25 protein-coding genes are annotated in these 24,567 nt (G+C 43.0%); 17 read left to right on the top strand and 8 right to left on the bottom strand.

Features of this window, described 5'->3' with window-relative positions; translation table 11 throughout:
• Positions 1–105 precede the first annotated feature (105 nt).
• A complete protein-coding gene (locus Q3A68_RS01575) occupies positions 106–1,332 on the bottom strand; it encodes a DUF3179 domain-containing (seleno)protein (protein ID WP_302899245.1) in 1,227 nt (408 codons plus the stop codon).
• A 151-nt stretch (positions 1,333–1,483) separates the two neighbouring features.
• Here Q3A68_RS01575 and Q3A68_RS01580 point away from each other — a divergent pair, with 151 nt between their 5' ends.
• Positions 1,484–2,209, top strand: a complete 726-nt coding sequence (locus Q3A68_RS01580) for a DsbA family oxidoreductase (RefSeq protein WP_302899246.1) — start codon at positions 1,484–1,486, stop codon at positions 2,207–2,209.
• Positions 2,210–2,349: 140 nt separating this feature from the next.
• Entirely contained in the window at positions 2,350–3,525 is a 1,176-nt protein-coding gene (locus Q3A68_RS01585; RefSeq protein WP_302899247.1) for an MFS transporter, read from the top strand.
• 13 nt (positions 3,526–3,538) lie between these two features.
• Here the strand turns inward: Q3A68_RS01585 and Q3A68_RS01590 are convergent, their stop codons facing one another.
• The 3 genes from Q3A68_RS01590 to Q3A68_RS01600 form a co-directional block, all read right to left on the bottom strand.
• Positions 3,539–4,777, bottom strand: coding sequence for a cation:proton antiporter (locus Q3A68_RS01590; protein WP_302899248.1), 1,239 nt, complete (start codon positions 4,775–4,777; stop codon positions 3,539–3,541).
• 197 nt (positions 4,778–4,974) lie between these two features.
• Entirely contained in the window at positions 4,975–6,180 is a 1,206-nt protein-coding gene (locus tag Q3A68_RS01595; RefSeq protein WP_302899249.1) for a glycoside hydrolase family 27 protein, read from the bottom strand.
• 105 nt (positions 6,181–6,285) lie between these two features.
• A complete protein-coding gene (locus Q3A68_RS01600; RefSeq protein WP_302899250.1) occupies positions 6,286–7,161 on the bottom strand; it encodes an AraC family transcriptional regulator in 876 nt (291 codons plus the stop codon).
• A gap of 281 nt (positions 7,162–7,442) precedes the next feature.
• Between Q3A68_RS01600 and Q3A68_RS01605 the strand changes: the two genes are divergently transcribed.
• The 4 genes from Q3A68_RS01605 (at position 7,443) to Q3A68_RS01620 (ending at position 10,473) form a co-directional block, all read left to right on the top strand.
• Entirely contained in the window at positions 7,443–8,252 is an 810-nt protein-coding gene (locus Q3A68_RS01605) for an MlaE family ABC transporter permease (RefSeq protein WP_302899251.1), read from the top strand.
• 3 nt (positions 8,253–8,255) lie between these two features.
• Positions 8,256–9,029, top strand: a complete 774-nt coding sequence (locus Q3A68_RS01610; protein ID WP_302899252.1) for an ABC transporter ATP-binding protein — start codon at positions 8,256–8,258, stop codon at positions 9,027–9,029.
• Between the two features lie 18 nt (positions 9,030–9,047).
• Positions 9,048–10,046, top strand: coding sequence for an MlaD family protein (locus Q3A68_RS01615; RefSeq protein WP_302899253.1), 999 nt, complete (start codon positions 9,048–9,050; stop codon positions 10,044–10,046).
• Between the two features lie 76 nt (positions 10,047–10,122).
• Complete coding sequence (locus Q3A68_RS01620; RefSeq protein ID WP_302899254.1) at positions 10,123–10,473, top strand: hypothetical protein; 351 nt, start codon at positions 10,123–10,125, stop codon at positions 10,471–10,473.
• Between the two features lie 56 nt (positions 10,474–10,529).
• Here Q3A68_RS01620 and Q3A68_RS01625 read toward each other — a convergent pair whose 3' ends face one another.
• Positions 10,530–12,452, bottom strand: coding sequence for an SPFH domain-containing protein (locus Q3A68_RS01625; protein ID WP_302899255.1), 1,923 nt, complete (start codon positions 12,450–12,452; stop codon positions 10,530–10,532).
• Positions 12,453–12,751: 299 nt separating this feature from the next.
• Between Q3A68_RS01625 and Q3A68_RS01630 the strand changes: the two genes are divergently transcribed.
• From Q3A68_RS01630 to Q3A68_RS01650, 5 genes are all read left to right on the top strand, one after another.
• Entirely contained in the window at positions 12,752–13,165 is a 414-nt protein-coding gene (locus tag Q3A68_RS01630; RefSeq protein ID WP_302899256.1) for a hypothetical protein, read from the top strand.
• A 105-nt stretch (positions 13,166–13,270) separates the two neighbouring features.
• Positions 13,271–13,810, top strand: coding sequence for an RNA polymerase sigma factor (locus tag Q3A68_RS01635; RefSeq protein WP_302899257.1), 540 nt, complete (start codon positions 13,271–13,273; stop codon positions 13,808–13,810).
• Positions 13,791–14,063, top strand: a complete 273-nt coding sequence (locus tag Q3A68_RS01640) for a hypothetical protein (protein WP_302899258.1) — start codon at positions 13,791–13,793, stop codon at positions 14,061–14,063. The genes Q3A68_RS01635 and Q3A68_RS01640 overlap by 20 nt, the downstream gene beginning before the upstream one ends.
• A gap of 13 nt (positions 14,064–14,076) precedes the next feature.
• The gene (locus Q3A68_RS01645) at positions 14,077–14,757 is read left to right on the top strand and encodes an ATP-dependent Clp protease proteolytic subunit (RefSeq protein WP_302899259.1); all 681 of its coding nucleotides are present in this window, start codon (positions 14,077–14,079) and stop codon (positions 14,755–14,757) included.
• Between the two features lie 109 nt (positions 14,758–14,866).
• Complete coding sequence (locus Q3A68_RS01650; RefSeq protein WP_302899260.1) at positions 14,867–15,223, top strand: nuclear transport factor 2 family protein; 357 nt, start codon at positions 14,867–14,869, stop codon at positions 15,221–15,223.
• Here the strand turns inward: Q3A68_RS01650 and Q3A68_RS01655 are convergent.
• On the bottom strand, positions 15,220–16,446 hold the full coding sequence (locus Q3A68_RS01655) for a multidrug effflux MFS transporter (RefSeq protein ID WP_302899261.1): 1,227 nt from the start codon (positions 16,444–16,446) through the stop codon (positions 15,220–15,222). The two genes, Q3A68_RS01650 and Q3A68_RS01655, sit on opposite strands and share 4 nt — an antisense overlap.
• Positions 16,447–16,629: 183 nt before the next feature.
• On the opposite strand from Q3A68_RS01655, the gene Q3A68_RS01660 reads away from it, so the two are divergent.
• The 3 genes from Q3A68_RS01660 (at position 16,630) to Q3A68_RS01670 (ending at position 19,950) form a co-directional block, all read left to right on the top strand.
• The gene (locus Q3A68_RS01660; protein ID WP_302899262.1) at positions 16,630–17,949 is read left to right on the top strand and encodes a GntT/GntP/DsdX family permease; all 1,320 of its coding nucleotides are present in this window, start codon (positions 16,630–16,632) and stop codon (positions 17,947–17,949) included.
• Between the two features lie 116 nt (positions 17,950–18,065).
• Complete coding sequence (locus Q3A68_RS01665) at positions 18,066–19,622, top strand: M20/M25/M40 family metallo-hydrolase (RefSeq protein WP_302899263.1); 1,557 nt, start codon at positions 18,066–18,068, stop codon at positions 19,620–19,622.
• A 124-nt stretch (positions 19,623–19,746) separates the two neighbouring features.
• Complete coding sequence (locus Q3A68_RS01670; protein ID WP_302899265.1) at positions 19,747–19,950, top strand: helix-hairpin-helix domain-containing protein; 204 nt, start codon at positions 19,747–19,749, stop codon at positions 19,948–19,950.
• An 8-nt stretch (positions 19,951–19,958) separates the two neighbouring features.
• On the opposite strand, the gene Q3A68_RS01675 is transcribed toward Q3A68_RS01670, so the two are convergent.
• Together Q3A68_RS01675 and Q3A68_RS01680 are read right to left on the bottom strand one after the other, a co-directional pair.
• On the bottom strand, positions 19,959–21,002 hold the full coding sequence (locus Q3A68_RS01675; RefSeq protein ID WP_302899266.1) for a sterol desaturase family protein: 1,044 nt from the start codon (positions 21,000–21,002) through the stop codon (positions 19,959–19,961).
• A 94-nt stretch (positions 21,003–21,096) separates the two neighbouring features.
• Positions 21,097–21,528, bottom strand: coding sequence for a CBS domain-containing protein (locus tag Q3A68_RS01680; protein WP_302899267.1), 432 nt, complete (start codon positions 21,526–21,528; stop codon positions 21,097–21,099).
• A gap of 111 nt (positions 21,529–21,639) precedes the next feature.
• Here Q3A68_RS01680 and Q3A68_RS01685 point away from each other — a divergent pair, with 111 nt between their 5' ends.
• The 3 genes from Q3A68_RS01685 to Q3A68_RS01695 all read left to right on the top strand — a co-directional run bounded on the left by Q3A68_RS01685 (position 21,640) and on the right by Q3A68_RS01695 (position 24,297).
• Complete coding sequence (locus Q3A68_RS01685; protein WP_302899268.1) at positions 21,640–22,446, top strand: alpha/beta fold hydrolase; 807 nt, start codon at positions 21,640–21,642, stop codon at positions 22,444–22,446.
• Positions 22,447–22,509: 63 nt separating this feature from the next.
• Positions 22,510–23,718 carry a BamA/TamA family outer membrane protein gene (locus Q3A68_RS01690; RefSeq protein WP_302899269.1) on the top strand — a complete coding sequence of 403 codons (1,209 nt, stop codon included), beginning with the start codon at positions 22,510–22,512 and terminating at the stop codon, positions 23,716–23,718.
• A 219-nt stretch (positions 23,719–23,937) separates the two neighbouring features.
• Positions 23,938–24,297: a response regulator gene (locus Q3A68_RS01695; RefSeq protein WP_302899270.1), complete on the top strand. Its 360-nt coding sequence runs from the start codon at positions 23,938–23,940 to the stop codon at positions 24,295–24,297.
• The last annotated feature ends 270 nt before the right edge of the window (positions 24,298–24,567 follow it).

Consider the following 24,567-nt stretch of genomic DNA (forward strand, 5'->3'; position numbering starts at 1 on the left):
TCAACTAAGGCACTCGAAGTGTATGCGGTAAGGCTTTTTACTCACCATGCTTCGGGTGTCCTCTGCATGACACTTTCGCACAGATGCATCAGGCTACAATTAGACTCACGGCATGTAACTAAATCTTTTCCCCTCGCCTTCCCAAAATAAAGATGTAGGGTGAAAATGTATCCATGAATGGCGATATTCCTGGTAAGCCTGTACTTTAGCCAGTCGTTTGCCTTTTTGTACACCGGCAATACATAATCCGTCCAGATCCCATGTAGATAACGTTTCCTTGTCGGTAAGGCATTCGTCAGCGGCTATTTTAAAATTTAGCTCTTTACCGTCAACATGCCTGTTAAATGCATGAAAGGTTAGGCTGTCGTTTTCAAGCATAATCACCAAAGGTGTATTTCCGATGTTATCATTCACTATACGAATCTTCTCCAGTTTTCGCCAGTTATAGGCTTTAGGTTGTCTATCTATCACTACACCTACATACCATGATTTGCGAACCAACGAGTCCTTATTTTTCATCAGGGAGTCCTTATCCACCGGTTGAACCCGGTCATAATTTCTCAGATCATTATAAGCATCAATAAAATGATTATCCGGTTGCAGAATGAGTGAACCCGGATGTTTGTCGAGCCATGCACTAAGAGTAGACTGCTCATAAGTTATTTCTTTTAGCCTGGAACCGCTCATCGGTCCCGCAGCCGCCTCGCCTGTAGCCTGGTACCACCAGGTGCCGCTGCTTTCGTCCTCAATAACTGCGTTATAATGCCTCGCACCCACCAAACGGAAATTTTGACGTACCCCATTAATAAGGGGGCTATAAACCCTACCCGAACGGCACATGGTACAATAGGTAACCAAAACTGGCAGCTTGCCCACATTATCTTGTATTTTGTGATGATAGCCCAGGTAATTCAGCGGGTATGCTTTAGCAACGCCATCGCTTACCACGCCGAGCACAACATTAGTTTCGGGCACTTTATTATCTATCGCATTGGCAAATTTGATATCCACAGGTTCTTCAAACATTGCCGAGGCTTTGTAGCCAATGTCAGTCACGTAAAAACTGGCTAATCCTATCACCAAAACTACTCCTTTTACCCAGCGACCCTTTTTTGTATTGTTTGCAAAAAATTTAAATAAATACCAAAACAATAGCAAGCCACCTGCTATTCGCAACGGCAGTATTATTTTTTCAAGATAGTAACAAAGTTTTATGGCCTCCAGGTTCTGACTACCCGGAAATGGCATTAAAAGGTAAGCATGCAGCAAACCGGGGAAAAACAGCAGGAACATACCTGCCCAGAATAAAAATGGCTGTGTACTCTTTTTCACTCCTCTCAATTGGTTTTTGCCGTCTGCAACTGGTTGAATTAGCTAATATATTAATTATATTAAGAAAAGCCAATTTGTTGAAAAAAGCCTATCATCTACATTTTTACTTTCAACTTACTTTGATATAAGTGTTGTAACATATTTTTGTATTATGAGAGCTACAGAAAAAATGAAGGTTGAAATATGGTCGGATGTGATGTGCCCGTTCTGCTACATTGGTAAACGCCGTTTTGAGGAGGCTTTAGGGCAATTTGCAGATAAAGCTCAAATAGAACTTGAATGGAAAAGTTTTCAGCTTAATCCTAATATGAAGACCGACCCCACCCTGAATATCAATCAATATCTTGCTGATGTAAAAGGATGGACGCTTGATTATGCCCGTCGCATGAATGATCATGTGACCGAAATGGGGGCGCAGGTTGGCCTTACCTACGATTTTGACAAAGCTGTAGTTGCCAATAGCTTCAATGCACACCGCATTAGTCATTTAGCCAAAAAGGATGGCCTGGGCGATGCTATGGAAGAAGCCTTGTTCAAGGCCTACTTTACTGAAGGCAAAAACATAGATGATAAAGAAACACTTGTCGATCTGGGTGTTTCTGTAGGCCTGAGAGCAGAAGAAATAAGGCAAACGCTGGATAGTCATGATTTTGCTGATGCTGTAAAGCATGATATTACAGAAGCACAGCATCTGGGCATCCAAGGTGTGCCATTTTTTGTAATGAACAATAAATACGGAGTTTCCGGTGCACAGGCCGTTCCTGTTTTTGCAGAAACGCTTGAAAAATCATTCTCAGACTGGCAACAGGAAAATTCAAAACCCAAGCTTACCGTAATAGAAGGCGAAAGCTGCAGCCCGGATGGAGACTGCAGTTAAATTCTAACAAATTTCTAAACAGCCTTATGGTTTGGCGGTTGTAATTTAGGGCGCAAGCATTTAAATTGCATTTATTTAAAATGTTGCTATCTTTGTAATAAAGACACTTAGTGTATATTTTACACTAATGTTTACTTGAAATGGATACAGCTTTGCATCAACCTGTTACAACATCACGGCTGGCACTGCGCATTGCCGTTGGAGCTATGTTTTTCATGGCGGGCTTATGTTTTGCAAGCTGGGCATCACGTATACCAAGCATTCAGCAAACGCTGCATTTATCTGATGCAGGCCTGGGCGGCGTATTACTTGCTATCCCTACCGGGCTGATGTGTTCTCTACCTTTTACGGGTTGGATCATCACCAAAATTGGCAGCCGCAAACTGCTCATCATCGCCATTTGCTTATATGCCTGTTTTCTTGTCGGTTTAGGTGCCGCGCAAACCCCAGTAGAGCTGATTGCTTGTTTATGGTGTTTTGGTTTTGTAGGCAATGCAGCCAACATAGCAGTGAACACTCAAGCCGTTGCTGCCGAAAAGCTATATAAAAAACCAATCATGGCCTCGTTTCATGGTATCTGGAGCCTGGCAGGCTTCACCGGTGCGGGCATTGGTATTTTTATGATCGGACATAAGATCGTTCCTTTTCATCACTTCATTGTAATCCTGATATTGATTGTTATAGGGGTTGTTTTTACTTCGCGACAACTGAATGATGATAGCGGACTGGTTAGTAAAGAGGAAGTTATGGTACTCTCCATCCGCGACCGCCTTCGCACTATGGTGCCGCTGCTTAAACTGGGCGTTATCGCTTTCTGTTCGATGATATGTGAAGGGACAATGTTTGACTGGAGCGGGGTGTACTTTAAAAAAGTAATTCATGCCGAAAATGGCTGGATTGGCGCCGGGTATTTCGCATTCATGTGTTTTATGGCGATGGGCCGGTTTGTTACCGACTGGTTTGCCGGGCAATTCGGATTGAAACGAACATTACAGATTAGCGGCACGCTAACAGCGGCAGGCTTACTGGTGTCTGTAATATTCCCATATCTATGGCCGTCTATCTTTGCATTTATGCTGGTCGGGATCGGTGTATCATCCGTAGTTCCAATGATATACAGTTCAGCCGGAAAAACGGCTACTATGTCTCCGGGCGTGGCACTGACTGCAGTATCTACTATCGGCTTTTCAGGGTTTATGATTGGTCCACCGCTTATCGGATTTATTGCAGGGATAGCAACGTTAAGGGCATCATTCCTGTTGATTGCCTGTATGGGAATGTGCGTGGCTCTCCTTTCGAGCAAAGCAAAGCTGTAATCAACTGACTTCCTTAAAAAACTTTTAGTCTTGCAGCAACCTTACCGATTGTAAGGCCCTGTACTACAATAGAAAATATCACAATGATATAGGTAATCAGCACCAATTCATCGCGATGCATACTTTGAGGTAAGGAAAGAGCCATTGCTACCGACAAGCCTCCCCTCAAACCACCCCAGACCAAAATTGCCACAGCATTTTTTTCAAATTTTATTTTAACCCTCATTAGCAATACCGGGAAGTAAACTGACACCCATCGCGCCAGCAAAACAACCAGGATCATAGCAAATCCTATGAAAACTATGGTTGAATATATTTTTACCTGGAGTATTTGCATACCGATAAGCAGAAACAATATGGCATTAAATATCTCATCTATCAGATCCCAGAATTTGCCGAGATAATCCCATGAAGTTTGTGAAAAAGCGATGCCACGCACTTTTGAGCCAATAATGATACCAGTAACAATTATTGCCAATGGCGCCGAAATATGCAGACGGTCTGCGATGGTGTAACCTAGCGTTACAGTGGCTAAAGTGATCAACACTTCCACACGGTAGTTGGCAATAGACCTGATAAAAAAGTAAGCAACATACCCCATTGCCGCGCCAAATAGAATGCCACCGCCGGCTTCTTTAAGAAAAAGCAGGATGGCATTCGTAGCCGAAAAATTACTGCCCTTGCCGGTAGCAACTTCAAAGATCGTGAGGAAAACCACCACACCTACCCCGTCATTAAACAAAGATTCACCGGTAATTTTCAGCTCCAGCGATTTGGGGATACCCGCCCTTTTCAATATGGCCATTACGGCAATTGGATCGGTTGGCGACAGCAGTGCACCAAATAACAAGCAGTCGATATAAGGTATTTGCACGCCAAATAACCGGAAGAGATAATACGATAACAGACTAACCAGAAAGGTAGAAATAAACACCCCGATTGTAGCTAAAATTAGCACGGGCCAAAACTCCTTTTTCAGTTTATCTGCGTCAATATGAATGGCCCCTGCAAAGAGCAAAAAGCTCAGCATGATCTTTAAAAGCACCTGACCAAAATCAATACCCGAAACAATACTGTGTGCCCGTGCTGAAAACGAAGGGAAGATATTGCCAAGAATAACAATGAGAATTGACGAGAACAAAGCCAGTACCATAATCCCGATGGTGGGCGGCCATTTTATCCACCGGTCGTTTACATAGGCAAACAAGGCAGCTAACGCTATGATAATAGAAATGATCTGGTAAGTTGCCATGCGACCCGATTAGTGTAAACGTCGCTAAAATACTGTTTTTGGGTGGTTTAGTTATAAAGGTGAAAAGCAATCCTAACCACTACAAGCTATAAACTCCTTGCAACCTATCTAGCATCCAGATAGAAGAAATATTTCAATGTTTATTAAAAAGCAATGTCACCCTGTATCTGCCCACAGGATGACATTGTGATCGGTTGTTATTTAGTAAGCTTCAGCATCACCACATCATGCGATGGTATGGTTTGCTTGAATGCTTTTTGCGTGGTGCCTACATCCTTATGTGCCCACAGATCACGCAGTTTGTAATTGTTTTTGCTGAAATCGACGTCGGTATTGGATACTTTGTCCTGTATCAAATGCCCTGCCCAGTCAAAATTGACCGTCTGCGAACGGTCTGAACGGTTCAGGAACAACACGGCCAGGTTACCGTCGCTTAACGGCTTAACCAATATTTCCATGCCATCAAACTGGTAATATTTGAAACACTCCACTCCAAGTGCGTCCTGGTTTACGGCTATTGCTTCCTTATTAGTCAGGATGGTTTTGGTGTCTTCCGACATCGAGTGCAGATTATTCCCGGCCATCAAAGGAGCAGCCAGCATGCACCAGATTGAGAAGTGCGAGCGGTCTTCGGCAACACTCATTCCGTTGCCTACTTCCAACATGTCAGGGTCATTCCAATGTCCCGGACCTGCATATTGCCTGATGCTATCCTGTTTGTCCAGGATGTTCAGTACGCTTTGTGGTGTCCAGCCACCTTTGGTAAGACTCTTATCAAAATATGGGCCTATGTCCCCGGTTGTCCTCCAAAGCTGACCTGCTTTTGCTCCCCACGCCCATGGACGATTAGTCCCCCATTCGCACAGGCTGAAAACAATCGGTCTGCCAGTGGCTTTCAGTGCTTTGCTCATTAACATATATGATTCACGGGCATTTTGACCTTCCGCATTACACCAGTCAAATTTCAGGTAATCAACACCCCATGATGCATATAACCTGGCGTCCTCATATTCATGGCCACGGGTGCCAGGATAGCCAGCGCAGGTTTTAACTCCCGCACAGTTGTATATCCCGAATTTCATCCCTTTTGAATGCACATAATCAGCAAACGCTTTCATCCCATTAGGAAACTTTTGGGGATCTGCCACCAATTGCCCGTTAGCATCACGCTCCATGCTCATCCAGCCATCATCCAACACAAAGTAGGTATAACCTGCATCGCGCATACCCGATGATACATAAGCATCCACCATACTTTTCAGTAAGGGTTCGTCAATTTTAGTTTGAAAAATGTTCCAGGTGTTCCAGCCCATGGGCGGTGTAAGAGCCAGATTTTCTGATTTTTGGGCAAAAAGGTGCGCGCTGGCCAATACCAAAGCAAATAAGGTAAATAGTTTTTTCATGAGTAAAGAGGTTTATAATTGTTTTCTCAAATATATAATGTTTTGAGGACAGTTATAAGGAATCGATGATTCGTTAGCCGGCGACCAGTTAACTGATTTACAACCTCAAATAAAAACCCTATTGCCGGTATAGGTCTCCCTAAACTCTCTGGGAATACAGAGTTTTTTGCGCTTAAATACGCGATTGAAATTGGAGATGTTGTTGAACCCGCATTTGTAGGCGATTTCGGCGACGGTGTTATTGGTATCGATGAGCATCCGCGACGCGTGCCCCAGGCGGATCTCATTAAGGCTATCGATAAATGTTTTACCCGTATGTTTTTTAATAAACCGGCTAAAAGAAGCTTCGGGCATGTTTGCTATTCGTGATACTTCGGCCAGGGATACCTGCTTATGGTAATTATTATTCATGTATTCAAACACCTTCTCTAAGCGCCGGCTGTTATAATTGAACCTTTCGTCGTTGAAAACAGGGTCGGAAAGCATTCGCATATTGCGTGATATCGAAAGGCTGTGTAAAATAGTTAACAATTCAAGCACCGAATCAAACCCGTGTTTTTTATCCAATGAAAGTAAACGATCGAGCAGGGAATGAGCCACTTCTTGCGAAAACAATATTCCTGATTGCGACCCCTCCAGCATGCTTTTTATAAAACTAAGCTGATTTCTGTTCAGGAAGAGCTCGTCAAATAAGTCTTTATGGAACTGGATAGTTACTTCGGTAAATTCGTCGCTCTGGCATTGATGAGCACCCCAGGTGTGATATAGATTGGGCCCGATCAGCACAAGTTCGATATGATCTATCACCTCCATATGGCCGCCTATTACCCGTTTCGCTCCTTTTGCATTCAAAATCAGATTTAACTCGTATTCCTCATGGTAATGCAGCGGGGAATCAAATTTTTGTTTAATCCTCGAAAAAATCGTAAAGCAATCATTAGGCGTCAAAGGGGTGATTTCCCTCATCACATGATTGATCATAGGTCAGGTATTATATAGTTATCTGTTTAAAACTGGCGCGATATTGACGCAATATAAACTTACTTGATTTTTGTGACATTGTCAACCCAGACTAGTGCCTTTTCCGAATATTTTTTATTACAAAACATTTGTGAATCAGCAGGGTTTTTCAGGATATTGTTATCATAGTTTATTAGAAGGTACTTTTATGTTTATGAAAAATCATTTTTCAACTTTGATTCGTAAGTTTTTGCAACGACAGCATCGTTCATATCTTCATAAATAATACCTTTGCCCCGTTAATGAGCACCATAAACAAATCACCTGTGCCAGCTGCAAAAAAGGGCCCGTCGTTTAAAACGCGCCTGTCGAATGCTTTTGTTACGCTTTACAACATCAACAATTTTATACTTCGATTTTTCAGGCAGGCTTTTGTTCCGCCATTTGAGTTTAAGGAGGTGATGCGACAATGCTACGAAACCGGCGTTCGCTCATTTACTCTGATCACATTCACAGGCTTTATTACCGGTTTGATTTTCACCAAGCAGTCAAGGCCGTCTCTGGCAAATTTCGGCGCACAATCATGGCTGCCGTCTTTGGTTTCAATTGCTATTATGCGTGCACTGGCACCGCTGATAACCGCGCTTATAGCCGCGGGAAAAGTTGGATCGAGCATAGGCGCTGAACTGGGTTCCATGCGGGTAACTGAACAGATCGATGCAATGGAAGTATCGGGCACTAAACCATTCAAATTTTTGGTTTGTACCAGGGTATTGGCAACAACGCTCACCATACCCATATTGGCCACTTATACAGGTTTTATAGCATTATTGGGGGGGTATCTGAATGTTTCAGTAAATGAAGGCACAAGTTACACTACATTTATGGAGCAGGTTTTTGAGCCGCTTACATTTGTTGATTTTGTTGCATCTTTAGCTAAAGCTATTGTTTTCGGCTTTACAATCGGAATTGTGGGTTGTTATCAGGGATACTATTCTACCAAAGGCACTGAAGGCGTAGGTAAGGCGGCTAACGGAGCTGTTGTAACTGCCATGTTTTTGGTGTTTGTTGAAGAAATATTGATCGTACAAATAGCAGGCTGGTTCCGCTAATATATGGAAAAGGGCAAAGCAAATATCGACTATCAAAATAAAGTAATCACCATCAGGGGCTTGGAAAAATCCTTTGGTGATTTTGAGGTATTGCGCGGGATCGATCTTGACCTTTACCAGGGAGAAAATCTGGTGGTGCTAGGACGATCAGGAACAGGGAAATCAGTACTGATCAAAATTATATCCGGTTTGCTTAAAGCAGATAAAGGTGAGGTAAATGTATTGGGCTGCAATCTGAATACCATAACCGAAAAAGAATTGCAGGAACTTAGGGTAAGAATTGGATTTTCGTTCCAGAACAGTGCATTGTACGATAGTATGACTGTTCGCAAGAACCTTGAATTCCCACTTGTTCGAAACCAGAAAGGTATTACGCGTACCGAAATAAATACCTCGGTGGAACGTGTACTGGATGCTGTTGGCTTACTACATACGATCAACCAAATGCCATCTGAACTATCAGGCGGGCAACGGAAGCGCATAGGCATTGCCCGTACCTTGATATTAAATCCCGAGATTATGCTGTATGATGAACCGACAGCAGGCCTCGACCCGATTACGTGCATTGAAATTAATGATCTGATCAACGAGGTTCAACAAAACTTTCATACCTCCTCGATCATAATTACACACGACCTAACCTGTGCAAAAAGCACAGGCGATAGGATAGCGATGCTGCTCGACGGCCAATTTCAGCGGGTCGGATCATTTGATGAGGTGTTTAGCACGAATGATGATCGTGTAAAACCATTTTTTGAATATAACTTTATACAATAAGCTATTAGCCACAACAATATGGAGGCAACAGAAAACAGGAAAGCAATTATAGTCGGGATATTTTTAGCCCTAGGCCTCATTATATTTATTGTGGGCGTGCTCACATTAGGCAGCGCACAAAAAACGTTTAACAAAAGTATACATATCACCGCGGTGTTTGATGACGTTGCCGGTCTGAAAAAGGGGAACAACGTATGGTTCTCCGGGGTTAAAGTGGGCACTATCAGCGATGTGCGTTTCACAGGGCCTTCTCAGGTTGATGTAAAAATGAGTATAGATGAGGCTTCTCAACCATACATACACCATGATGCAGGAGTAAAGATCGGATCTGACGGGTTAATAGGTAACAAGATCATCGTAATAGAAGGCGGGAGTCCGCATGCTCCGGTTGTTCAGGATGGCGATGTTTTACAGGTCGAAAAAGTAGCTTCTACTGATGATATGCTGAAAACATTGCAGCAAAACAATGTAAACCTGCTGGCAATAACCAAGGATTTTAAAGAACTGAGCCATAAAATACTACAGGGAAAAGGAACTGTAGGCGCTTTATTAGCCGACAGCACCATGGGTATCCAGTTGAAAAACACCATGAAAAACCTGGAGACCACTTCGCAAAGTGCAGCGCGTATGGCTGTTCAACTGGATAATTTCGGCAAAAAAATAAACACCAAAGGCGGTTTAGCTGATAAGCTGCTGACGGATACCGTTACATTTAATAAAATACAAGGCGCGATCGCTCAGTTACAAAAAACTGTAAACAGTGCAAGTGAACTGACCCAGAACCTGAACACCGCAAGCAGGAAATTAACCACTACCGATAATGCCATTGGTGTATTGTTGAATGATCCGAAAGGTGCAGAACAAGTGCGAACTTCATTAAACAATATACAGCAAAGTTCTATTAAACTAAATGATGACCTCGAGGCGGCCCAACATAATTTCCTGCTGAAAGGCTTTTTCAAAAAGAAGGCTAAAGCCCAGGCTGATAGTTTAAAGAAAGCTGCCGGCGGCAAGTGATTAGAGGCTAGAGATTAAAGATTAGTTGAATGGTAACTTGACAACCTTTCAACTTTATAACATTACAACTACTACAATGAAACCCGGAGATAAAGTGATATGTATCGATGCGAGGATCGATCCGGAAAAGGCGGAAGAGATTAAGCGCGATTTTGAGATCTGGATAACAAAGGATAAGGAATACACTATTCGTGAAATACTGGAAAACGATGGGATAGTACCAGGTGTCCTATTGGAAGAAGTTCATAATTTCCCAAAATACTTTAAGCTGTTAAATCGCTTCCAGGAACCGGCATTTGCTTTATGGCGTTTCCGTAAGTTAAGCTACGCTACAGGTCAACAGGAAGAAGAGCACGAGGCGGAGTTGGTAGAAGTGGGCAAGCCTTCGATAGAGCAACCCGAGCATCCTGGTGAGGAACGAATTTAAATTATAGCAAAAAGGCGCACCTTACGGAGCGCCTTGCATTGTGATAAAGGTAAAGGTTACTCCGTTCTGTTATCTGAATTGTTATCGTCTTTCCTTTTAGGATGATCTTTTGCCTTTCCGTTTTCGGCTTGCAGCTTTTTCAGCATTTCGTTACCGATAAGGGCATCGATCATACCGCCACCGCTTTCACCATTTTTACCGCTGACCAATATTTCAGGAACTAGCTTGATATTATTGGTGGCCAACGTTTCGGCCACGCGAACAATAGCATATTGTTCTGAACCCATGGCCTGGGTTTTCTGCTTAGTAACTTCAGCCTCGGCCAAACCGATGGCTTTGATCTTACCGGCCTCGGCTTTACCGTTTACTTCAGTAGCGTTAGCATCGGCAGTAGCATTCACGGTTTTCACTTCGGCATCGGCTTTAGCGTTGATAGTTTTCACTTTAGCATCGGCTTCAGCATTGATGGTTTTTGATTCGGCCTCACCTTTGGCACTGGCAACTTTTGAAGCGGCCAGTTGCGTATTGATCTCTACCTGGCGTGTTGATTTTACTACCTCAGGCTGCATATCGGCACCGGCTTTGGCGCTTTCAAATTCCTTACGTTCCACCTGCGCATTACGCTGAATTTCGTAAGTGATCTTTTCCTGCTCTGCCAGTTTACGGTCGGTAAGGGTTTTCATCAAAGCTTCCGGAGGAACGATGTCACCGATCAGGGTATCCACGCCCACCACGTTATAATCACTCAAAACCTTGCTGATATGCCCCTTTGCATCATCCTGCCGTTGTATACGGTTAGCCAGAAACTCGATCACGTCACTCTTTTGTGCCGAGTTACGGAAATAGTTGGCAATGGTTGGTTCCAGTACCTGCGATACCAGGTTCTTCATATTACCAAAACGCGCGATCACCTTAGGTGCTTCGTTTCTTGGTATATGGATGATCTGCGACACATCAAGGTTGAATGTAAAACCGTCTGATGACCTTACAGTAATTGTACACAAGTTCTTATCTAGCTCATGTGCCTCCGTACGGCTGTTGGCCCAGTTCAGCACGATATTAGTTGTAGGTACCACTTCCACAGCATGGGTGTAGATGTTTACCGGGTGTTTACCCGGATCAAGTGGTTCATCCCAAACACCTTTCTGGCCCTTCTTCACAATATTGCCATGCTTAAAGCTGTCGCCGCTCGTATCCTTACCTTCAGGCCCAACGAAGGAGTTAACTACACCAACGTAACCAATCGGGATATAGATCATATCTACCTGCTCTACGATCACAAACCACGGGTTCAGGTAATATGTACCTGCAAGAATCACATCTTCCTGCAAACCTTTCATACCACCTGCATTGATGAATGCAATAGGATCCTGATAGTTTTTATGGCCTGCCACAGATACACCTGCAATTTCGCCTTTACCGAGTGGCTCACCATCGAGTGTAGTCACAATACCTACTTTATTTTCCTGTATCTGGGTGATAGGCACCATCTCGATATCAAACAAGAAGGCGTTGATACGGTAGCTACCAGGAGTAAGAAACGCAGCTTGAGGACCTTTCTGGCCGCCGTTATCCAAAAACGCGGTAGCATCCTGAAATTTGTCGCATTCAACCGGTTTACCCAATACGCGTCCTGTATCCAAAGGAGCACCGTCTTTAGCCTTTACCAGTCCCAACTTATTTTGCTCGATAATAATAAACGGTTGCATAATAACCGAATACTGCCATGGCCACATACCCCAGTATAAACCCGGAGCCAATGCCTTGGCCTGCATACCGGCTTCGCCGTTGGTGGCGATGATACGGCCATCGGGAAGTCGTTTGTTACCCGAAAGCACATATTTTTTAACAACCAAACCGATACGGTCATCCGGAACGATAACCATACCAAAGAAAACACGGAGCACAAATTTGTACCCCACAAGAAGTACGATGACAGGCACAGCCCACCAAAGTAATTGGATCGAAAAATTGTTCATATTATTTGTTTAGATTTTTTAACGGAGACCTTAAGGTGCGGACTCCTCACAAAAACTTATAGCTTGTTGAGACCTTAGCTATATAGCACCATTTAGAGATATTGCATTTTACTTTGTTACACATTTTGATAAGATTTATTTTATCAAATATGCTTTTCGGATCTGTGATTTGCAATAGCCAGGATCATATTTTCTTATTAAATTATTGTGAATCATTTAATTGGCAAGCCCTCAATAATCGTTTATCAAAGGTTGATTTATTGGCAAAAAACCGCCAAATATTTTAGCTTTAATGCATTATGAACAGATCATTTATAGCAAAAAATACATTCATAGCAGGCATTGTATTGTTAAGCTTGTTCGTTTCCTGCCAGCTTTCTATTAAGCCTGAGATGTTATACGGCAAGTGGAAATATGTAAAGATTGAGAACAATAGTGTTGCCAATACTACCAACGTTACCCCCGAGCAACTCGATGCAGAGTCGCCTTATATTACATTCACAAAAGATAGTTTGCTTATCTGGTGGGGTGGTAAGTTATTAAGTCATGGAAGCTATAAAATAGACGGCGACAAAATTCAATTCAAAGAAATATTAGAGGGAGGGAAAATAAGGGAGTTCCCATTCATTGTTTCCCAACTTGATGATAAAAACTTGGTATTCAGCACCCAGGGGGATGATGGGGCAAAAGTGACGGCCTTGAAGGAGCAGTAGCCGTTGCGGTCGTTCAAATGACTAATGACCAGTAACTAATGATAATTTTCAAGAAAAAGGTGATAGTTTAACCTTAACTTGCACTTAGTAGTAAAGAACAAGCTTATGCCAGGATTTAAATTTTCAAACCGGACAGCAGAAGAAAGGGAAGAGCTTTTTATCAGTCTTTATAAAAATGCATTCCCGACTGTGGCGCGGTACGTGAGCAAAATGGGCGGAACATTTGATGAGGCGAAGGACATTTTTCAGGATGCGCTGGTTGTTTACTACGAAAAGTCTGTTGATTGTTCCTTCGAACTAAAGACGAATGAAAAAGCCTATCTTTTAGGCATTGCCAAACATTTATGGCTGAAACAACACCGGGATAATTCAAAACTTGCTCCACTTAATGACCTGGAGATAAAAAACGAAGTAACTGAACACGCATCCGACAAGAAAATCCTCAGCTTCCTGCAAATGGCCGGTAAAAAATGCATGGATCTGCTGCGTTCATTTTACTATGATGGGTTGCAACTTGCTGATGCTGCTGAATTATTTGGATTTTCAGGTGTGCGATCAGCCACTGTCCAGAAGTACAAATGCCTGGAAAAAGTAAGGGAAACCGTTAAACAAAAAGCATTAACCTATGAGGACTTCGTTGATTGAGACCGAGCAGATAGAAGCACACCTGACGCGCCTATCAGAACCAGGCGACCAGCTTGTGTTCGAAGCCAGGCTATTGCTGGAACCCGAACTGAATGAAAAAATGCAATGGCAACAGGAAGCCTATCGTATGGTAAAGCTTTATGGACGCGATCAACTGAAACAAGAGATCGAGGCCGTTCAGCAGAAACTATTTACACAAAAAGAGCATTTGAGCTTCAGCCAGAAAATAAAAAGGTTATTCGCTAACCGATAAAACCCGAGATTTTATGAAAATTGACCAAAATGAATTCCGCAAATATGCGGTGGGGCATCGCCATGTTCAAAGTTTACTGGTAGAGGATTATATTTCTAAAACCGAAAGCCGGATCACGGCTTCTATGACGCCTTACATTACAGAAGAGCGCGAGCTGCGAGTAGCACAAATGGATGTATTCTCTCGCCTGATGATGGACCGCATTATATTTTTAGGCGCGGCAGTAGATGATAATGTGGCTAATATTATCCAGGCGCAGTTGCTCTTCCTGCAATCAACCGACCCGAAAAAAGATATTCAGATGTATATCAATTCACCGGGGGGCTCGGTGTATGCAGGGTTTGGCATTTATGATACCATGCACCTGATTGCCCCGGATGTAGCCACCATTTGTACTGGTATGGCAGCATCTATGGCGGCGGTATTATTATGTTCAGGAGCTGCGGGAAAGCGGGCTGCCCTCACCCACTCCAGGGTAATGCTGCATCAGCCTTTGGGCGGGGTGCAAGGACCGGCTTCAGATATTGAAATAACCGCACGTGAAGTATTGAAAGTCAAGAAAGAGCTTTATACTATACTCTCTAAACACAGCGGACAGGAATATCAAAAGATACACGACGTATCCGACCGCGACTTCTGGATGATCGCTTCTGAAGCAAAAGAGTTTGGGATAATTGATGAGGTGTTAGGCTAAGACACGATTGAAAGATTTTCAGGATTTTGCTTGACTCCGTTGGCTGTGTCTTCACAGCCAACTATTTAGTATTAGTACAATTCTCCTATTTTTGAGAAAAACCTGAAATATGATCTCGCGCGAACAAGCCTTAGCATTTGCAAACGAATGGGTAGATGCATGGAACGCTCACGACCTGCCACGAGTGCTGGAACATTATACCGACGACTTTGAAATGAGCAGTCCGCTAATGATACAAATGGGATTGAGCAAGACGGGAACGCTAAAAGGCAAACAGCAAATAGGCGATTACTGGCAAAAAGGATTAGCCAAATATCCTGATCTGCATTTCAAAATAATTGATGTGCTCACTAGCGTAAATTCGGTCGTCATCTACTACCACACCATCAACAATAAGCTATCGGCTGAGCTTTTTATATTTAATGATGCCGGGAAGGTTTACAAATCCGCGGGGCATTACAATTAATGCCCGGCAACCGCAGCTGGAGGTTCAGCATTGACGCCATGCTTAATATAACGGCGACCGATCAATAAAACCATCAGGGCTATAAAAGATGAGCCGGCCATGATGGCTGCCATCGGTGTTGCTGATCTGCTACTGAAAACGCCTACGCAAGCCGATGCACCAGCGCCAAGCCCTAACTGCATCGTACCTAATAACGCTGAAGCCACCCCCGCATTTTTGGGAAATGGTGCCATTGACAAGGCTGAAGTATTCGGATAGGTCAAGCCAACACAACATAACATCAGGAATATCATGGCTATGGTGCCGGTCAGACCGAACCACCCGTTTGCGGCACCAGTCAGAAACAGTGCACAAATAATTACTTGTGAGATAAGCGCCACCCGCACCACCTGTTCGCTTTTAAAGCTTCTAATGAGAAGACTGTTTAACTGGCCGGAGCCTATAAACCCGACTGACAGGCCTGCAAATACCCAGCCGTACTCTTTTTTGTCCAATCCAAATACATCCATAAATACCAAGGGTGAGCCTGCCACATAGGCAAAAAGTCCGCAAAAACCTACAGCACCCGCTATGGCATAAGTGTAGAACTGAGGATTGCGGATAACCAGCAGAAAGCTACTGATGATTGGCCCGGGCTTTAAAGAATATTCAGGGTCAGGCTTATAACTTTCAGGAAGAGTAAATACAACCGCTATTAAAATCAAAACGGCAATACCGAGCAATACAACAAAAACCGATTGCCAACCGAATGCATCTGCCAGGTAACTACCGGCTGTAGGCGCTATTAATGGCGATGCGCCCAGCACCAACACCAACAATGCAAACACCTTTGCATTATCTTTCACTGGGAATAAGTCGCGAACCATAGCTATCGATGCTACTCCGGCAGCGCAGCCCCCTATGGCCTGAATGAGCCGCATCAGGATCAACATCTCAACAGAGCCTGACAAAAAGCAACCTACTGAGGCGACAATATAAAGGCCCAAACCGACATATAGAGGCCGCTTGCGCCCGAACCGGTCCATTAGCGGGCCATAGATCATCTGTCCTACGGCGAGTCCTATAAAATAGCTGGACAATGACAAATCGACTCTGGAAGTGGTGGTATTTAATGCCTTCGCGATGTCCTGAAAAGCAGGAAGGTACATATCAATAGAGAATGGGCTCAATGCGGTGAGTGTGCCTAAAATGAGTACCAGGAAGAAATAGCGCTGTTTAGTCATAGTTGGTGGTCTGAGTGCGAAGATAAAAAGGGTTTCTTTGATGAAATGTAAATTTTAATGAATACCAGGAAATTGACTACTTTTTAAACTTTTTAAAAAAGTATATCGATTGAATTTTAAAGCCAAATATTGTTGCTATTTTAGCCATACTGCTTTATTAACCTAAAAAAAGCTGTATATCCAATGACCGTATTGACCATCCTTTTTTGCATCATCTTGCTCGTCGTACTGGTGAGCTGGGCAAAAATGAACCCGTTCCTCTCGTTCCTCATCGTGTCTATCATTGCCGGTCTATTATTAGGCATCCCAATGAATAAAGTTACCGGAGCTGTACAAAAAGGGCTTGGAGATACTTTAGGAACAATTACTATTATTATTTGCCTTGGTGCTATGACGGGGAAGTTGGTGGCTACCAGTGGTGCCGCACAAAAGATTGCCGAAGTGCTGGTAAAACTATTTGGGGTAAAATATATTCAATGGGCTTTGGTTGTGGTGGGATTTATAGTTGGTATCCCATTATTTTACAATACCGGTTTTGTACTGATGGTACCACTTATATTTTCGGTAGTATACAAGTACAAACTCCCTGCGGTGTATATCGGCTTACCTATGCTAGCCGCTTTATCGGTTACACATGGTTTTTTACCTCCTCATCCCTCACCTACCGCGTTGGTAAATATGTTTCACGCCAATATGGGCACTACACTTAGCTATGGTTTGATCCTGGCGATACCCGCGATCATCCTGGCGGGGCCTGTATTTGCCACTACGCTTAAGAAGATACCTTCAACCCCGCTGGAAACATTCCGGGCAGAAGAACTGCCCGCTGATAAACTGCCCAGCGCTTTTACAAGCTTTCTTACCGCGCTATTGCCGGTTATTATTCTGATGGGAAGCGCTTTTTATCTGAACACCGACCGTAGTACCGGACCTGTACACAACTTCATCGCCTTTATCGGCGACGCGCCAATTGTGATGCTGATATCGATACTGGTTGCTACCTATTCACTGGGAATAAAACAAGGTATCGGCATGAAAAAACTGGCCGGACTATATGGTGACGCAGTAAAAGATATCGCTGGCATTTTGCTCATCATAGGCGGTTCCGGAATATTTAAGGAGGTACTGGTGACCAGCGGCGCCAATAACGATATCACCGCCATGATGCAAAGCATGCAATTACAGCCTCTAGTTTTAGGTTGGCTGCTTGCGGCTATCATCCGCATCAGCTTAGGATCAGCGACAGTTGCCGGGCTTACTGCAGCAGGCATTGTATCAACCATGGTATTGCACGACCATACAATCGACCCCAACCTGATGGTGCTTTCAATAGGTGCAGGCAGTCTGGCTTTTTCACATGTAAATGACGGCGGTTTCTGGATGTTTAAGGAATATTTTAACCTTTCTATTAAAGACACAATCAGATCATGGTCGGTAATGGAGTCTATCGTTTCCGTTGTAGGATTGGTGGGAGTTCTGATCCTTAATGCAATTATCAAATAGAATCAGGGTAATATTTTATCCATAACTCATTCACTTTAAAAAATATATCCTAATTTAGGGCTACTCCAGGATTGGGTTTCCTGGCCTTCAAACATCAAATCCTTTAGACAATTACTATGAAAACTTCAATCTTTTCAGGTCTACTCCTATTAACTACATTTTGCTGCGGTTTTGCTCAGGCACAGCAGGAAAATGTCGATACAGCTGCCATCCGCATGATTAGAGCTGCGGAAAAAACTAATTCGCATATTCCTATGATTGCACATTACCTGACGGATGTATCCGGGTCGAGACTGACTAACTCTCCCGGCTTTTTCCGTGCGGGAAATTGGGCTGTTGAAACCATGAAAAAATGGGGATTGGTGAACGCCAAGCTCGAACCATGGGGTGATTATGGCCGTGGTTGGGAACAGGAAGAGTTTAGCGTTGATATGGAAGTACCTTACCATCAGTCGTTCATTGGTTATGCCATACCATGGACAGCCAATACCAATGGAAAGATACGCGCGCAGGTAGCTATCCTGAATCCGGCCTCGATGATTGATACCAACTTTATGGCCAAACATGCTGCAGATTATAAAGGCAAGATCATTTTACTGGCAGGCGCCCGGGCTAAAATTGATGGTGACTTCAAACCATTTTCGACGCGGTTAACGGATAGTGAACTGATGAAAATGCCCGACACCTACATGATAGCCCGTAAGTTGATCGATTATTACATGGGGCAGCTAAAAATACAAGGCGAGTCAATACAAAAACTGAAAGCTGCCGGGGCTTTGGCTCTCTTATCATCTAACGGCCGCGATGGTACCGTCACAGTACAAGCTTTTACCGGGTATAAAGGGGGTGGAAAAGAAGGATTGCCAGAGGCTGCTATTTCTGGTGTTGACGGGTTGAAACTTAAACGTCTGATCGAATCAGGGCATACAGTTGAACTATCTTTAAACATTAAAGGAAAGTTCTATAGTGAGGATACCAAAGGCTATAATGTAGTGGCCGAAATTCCGGGAAGTGACCCTAAATTAAAGGCACAACTGGTGATGCTGGGTGGTCACATGGACTCGTGGCCTGCAGGTACTGGCGCAACTGATAATGGCGCGGGTTGTATTGTGATGATGGAAGCAGTACGCCTACTGGACTCACTTCACCTGAAGCCTAAGCGCACTATCCGCATTGCATTATGGAGTGCTGAGGAAGAAGGGCTTTTAGGTTCTTATGCCTATGTAAAAAATCATTTCGGCAATGGCGAGACAGGCGTTTTCAAGCCGGAGCAGGCAAAAATATCAGCTTACTTCAACCTTGACAATGGTTCAGGAAAGATAAGGGGAATTTTTGCACAGAAAAACGACGCCGTGAAACCTATATTTGAACAATGGCTTGTACCGTTTGCCGATATGGGCGCCAAAACTGTAACCATGAGCAATACTGGTTCAACGGATCATTTATCATTCGATTGGGCGGATATTCCAGGTTTCCAGTTTATTCAGGACCCACTGGATTATGAAACCAAAACACATCATACAAATATGGATACTTATGATTACCTGCAAATTGACGACCTGAAACAAGCGGCTGTGATTGTAGCTTCATTTGTATACCAGGCGGCCAATCGCCCGGAAATGTTACCACGCAAAGCTCCGGTTAAAGAGCAGTTTGTGTTTGATGGGTTTTAAATGATTTTGTGCACTGGGTGTCATGTTGAGGCACTCGAAGCATGCGGGCGAAAGCCGTTACGCACATACTTCGAGCACCTTACATTGGCGCCCCTCTTTTTTATTATTAACTATCAGTTTCTAAATGAAAAAAGACGATAACAACCCATTCAGCAAGCTCGCACAACCTGCTCAACGTGCTGCAGCTAATGCTGGAATACAAACTTTGCAGCAATTATCGCAATTGACCGAAGCCGAGTTCATGAAACTACACGGCATCGGCAAAAATGCACTCAGCGTATTGAAGGATGACTTGCGAAAAGCCGGCTTGTCTTTTAAGTTGAAATAGAATCCCGCTTACTTAATTGCGACTTCTTTTTCCGGAACGGACTGATCTACTGTATCTGCTGCGTGATGACTCAACTCCTCAAAATACTTCTTCCTCACAATACTCGACATTTTATGATCGCCGGTATGGCTCCAGCCGGGTGGCATGATGAGGTACAGAAATTTATTTTTAATACCCGGAGCCTTTGCTACGTCTTTTGCCAAAAGGAAGATTTCGCCAAAATAAGCATCGAGGAAGCTATTCGGTTTCATTGGCCGGGTAATGCCGTATTCAATTGGTATTTTGCGATCCTCGGGTTGATAGGTACGAAACACCCGGTCCCAAACATTTAATAGATTGCAAAAATTGGTGTCCATGTAAAGTGGGTTGCGGGCATGGTGCACACGGTGGAAGGACGGTGTGAGGACCATTCTTCCTAAAAATCCGAAGCGGGCGTCATTTACCAAGTTTTCACCAATATGTATAAATGCGCCCCATGTACCATCAATAAACATGATCACAAAAAGCATAGCAGGGTTAACGCCAAGTAAAACACAAATGGTAGTTCGTATCACATCTGCATAAGGCCCCTCCAAAAAGAAATGTGCATAGGTAACCGATAAATTCATTGATGTAGGCGCGTGATGGGTAGAATGCAGGCACCACAATATCCTCACCTTATGTGCCAGAAAATGATAAACAAAGTGCGCCAGTTCCCAAACCACATACCCGTATATGAACCAGTACCAGGTGAATGTAGTTTTTAAGATGGCATACTTGCTAAAAAGGCCGATGCATGCTGCGACCATGGCAAAAGAGATCAACCGCCCCACGAAGGCATTGAACACATAGGTCAAAAATGACAATTTATAATCAATTACTTTAAAACGTTTATAGAACACCCCGCGGATAATCTCGATAAGCAGCAGGAAAGGAATAAGCGGACCTAAAACAGAAGTGATGCCATGCCAGGTAAGCAATTCATCGTATTTACCTGATTTTAGTATATCTACCAGGTTACCAAAACCCCAAAAACCGAGGAACTCGTCCCAGATTGCTTTTAAGAAATTCATTGCAGAAGATTATTGATCAGGGTTCTAACATACATAAAAACATTAGAAATGGCCAAATCAATAGTTTAGAAATTAACGATACAGTAAGAAATCCTCAGGACTGAATATAGCTTCTTAGTTGCTCAATAGTTTCTTCGTGTGACAGGATAGTCTCGGTAACCAGGTCGTTAATAGAAATGATACCGCACAATTGATCGCCTTTAAATACCGGCAGATAACGAACGTTGTTCTCGCTCATGATATGCATACAGGTTTCAACCGAGTTATCCGGGATAAGATGCGGAAGATTGGTGGTCATTATTTCCTGAACCGAAGTTTCATTAGATGATTTACCTTTAAGTATAACTTTCCGGGCATAATCCCGTTCGGTAAGCAGGCCCTGATATTGGCCATTTTCGTCGGTCACTACCACCGATCCAATGTTCCTGTCATCCATCAATCTTAACGCGTCTAATACAGAAGTTGACGCATCAATAGTGACAACAGCAGAGCCCTTGCGGGCAAGAATATGTGCAACTTTTTTCATAACATTCAGATTTAGTGGAGAAAACGGCTTATACCCAAATATAATAAATCCGTTTCAATACCACGAACTTTTATTTAAAAATGTAAAGTTTAATTTTTAGATTGGCGTACTATGAAGAGAACCCCTTTATGGCTGATTATGCTGGTCTTTTTTTTCAGCCGGAATTCATTCGCCCAAACAGCTGGCGATGGACAATTCTATACTTCCTTTGATGGCACCAAAATTTATTACGAAGTAAAAGGAAACGGATACCCTGTAATACTCATTCACGGCTTTTGCGGATCAGGCGATGGGTGGAAAAAGAGCATACTTTATACCAACCTGATCAAGGGGGGCTACAAGGTAATAACAGTTGACCTGAGAGGTAACGGGCAATCGGATAAACCGCATATCGATGCAGCTTACAGCAATGATGCCGAAGCGAAAGATATAATGGGACTGATGACCAGCCTAAATATTACCAAATACAATATTGTAGGCTATTCCCGTGGTTCCATCATTGCTTCAAGACTGCTTATCCTGGATAACAGGGTAAATAAAACGGTAATGGGCGGCATGGGTGATGGCTTTACCGATCCTCACTGGCCAAGGAGATTACACGCCTATGCCTCGCTGATGGGAAATAAAAATTACCACGAGTTTGATGAAATGGTGAAATATATCCGCTCACAGAATTTAGATGTAGCTGCACTGGCTTTACAGCAAAAGTATCAGCCATCTACCAGCGGGGCTGAATTTTCAAAAGTAACCAAACCAGTATTGATCATACGAGGCAGCGAAGACAAGGAAGATGGTTCTGAAGTTGGCCTACAAAGGCTCATTCCGGGTTCAAGGCTATCCTATGTACCCGGCGACCATAATACTGCTTCAAAAAACAATCAGTTTTCAGCAGCAGTATTCTTTTTCTTTCAATCCTGATGTGATTTCGTATTCTTTCACGTTATTGTGATTGTATATCACAAATTGCGTCTTTAAGGAATAATGTACAAAAGCCTGATTTTACTTTACCTGCTTGGTGTCCCCTGTTTTTTATACGCGCAAAAAAACATTGACCCCAGCAAACAGATCGACACTACAGGAAAAAAGGATTTAATTGATGTAGGTAAGTCCTTTTTCCATATCAGCCAAAAACCCGATACCGTTAATAAAGGCAGATCATTATATTTTTCCATCTTGCCATTATCATCCGCTGTGCCAGGGGGCGGACGGGCAATATTTACAGCCACTACAGCCGGGTTTTACCTAGGTGAACGAAGTACAACCTATCTGTCGACCATAACATTTGCTCCTTATTTTAATTTCAAAGGCAGGTATGGATTCCCTTTTCGTTCCAATTTATGGCTCAAAAATAATAGCTGGACGATACAGGGCGATACACGCTTTTTGGTATACCCGCAAAATACCTGGGGACTGGGTGGTGGCACTCCGGAATTCAATAAATTTGTGGTGAACTATAACTACTCCCGTTTTTACCAAAGTGCGTTAAAACGTATCACGTCCTACCTGTATGCAGGGGCTGGCTATAATATGGATGTTTATATGGATATCGAAACCAATAATCCGGGGGCTTTGCAAAAATTCACCAAATACCCCTATGGCACATCATCGGAACAGACCTCTGTCTCCTCAGGTATTACAGCAAATTTGCTTTACGATAGCAGAAATAACCAATTTAACCCATTGCCTGGTGCCTATACCAGCGTTGTGTACCGTGTGAATGCCCATGCATTTGGAAGCGACGCCAATTGGCAGTCAATTTATATAGATATGCGGAAATATATTTCGCTTACCAATACTAATGAGCACAACGTACTTGCTTTTTGGACCTACTACTGGAAGACCTTTGGGAATGGTATTCCCTATCTCAACCTGCCAAGTATAGGGTGGGACCCTTACCAGCGGTCGGGGCGGGGCATAGAGCAGAACCGCTACCGTGGCAAAAGTCTCGTCTATTTCGAAACGGAATACAGGAGAGATATCCTTGAGAATGGATTGTTGGGCTTTGTAGTTTTTGCCAATGTTAATTCGGTATCTGAGCCGACCACCAACCGCTTTACTTATTGGCGTCCAGCCGGAGGCACCGGTTTGCGCATTAAATTCAATAAAAAATCAAATACCAATATTGCCATTGATTATGGTATCAGCCAGGGTTATTCTGCAATTATTCTTGGTCTGGGCGAGGCGTTTTGAGCGAATATTATTCATAATATTATTGCTTATATGTAAAGCAAATGTTACAAAACAGACGGCTTTAATACGCCCTTGGTATTTTACATAAACAAAAAAATATTATATTTGATGAGTAATTAGCTCGATCAGATTTTTAGCCGAAGCATTAGCTCTTACCGAGCTCTTTCACGTGACCCCAGTAATTTCTTTTCGGCATTAAAACTTTATCCAATTAAGCAGATGTTAAAACGTGTACTAGTTTTAGATGATAATCAGGATATTCTTGACGTTGTTCAGGAAACATTGTCTTATGAAAAGTTTGAGGTGAAAAGCACTGCTGACAGTAATAAAGTAATGTCGCTCGTAAAAGAGTTTGAGCCTGACCTGATAATACTTGATTACAGAGTAGCGGGAACTAATGGAGGTGAGGTTTGCCAGCAAATCAAATCGCACCCGGAGTTTAATAATATACCGGTTATTATTTTCTCAGCATATATCAATCATCAGGACGAAATACTGGCTTACGGCTGTGATGCTATCATTAACAAGCCTTTTGACTTAGCAGAATTGATCGACAAAGTGAACGATCTTATCTATTAAATTTTACTATTTATATATCATCCCTTATTAAAGCAACTAATTTGAACTTGTTTATCAAAAACTTGTGAATTATTAATGCTTAAAGAAGTAGAACAGATTTCGCCTGTAATTGTTAAACCTGCGACGGTCCGATATTGCCGCAAATGTGGTTCGTCTTTTCACTTTCAGCTGCACCGTAACTGGTTTTTAAGAACCTTTCTTTTTTTCCTTCCTTTAAGAGTATATTTCTGTGCTAAATGCCAGAAGACCAGGTATGTTCTTATCAAAAAG

The organism is Mucilaginibacter tolerans (genome assembly GCF_030519375.1).
Taxonomy (GTDB): domain Bacteria; phylum Bacteroidota; class Bacteroidia; order Sphingobacteriales; family Sphingobacteriaceae; genus Mucilaginibacter.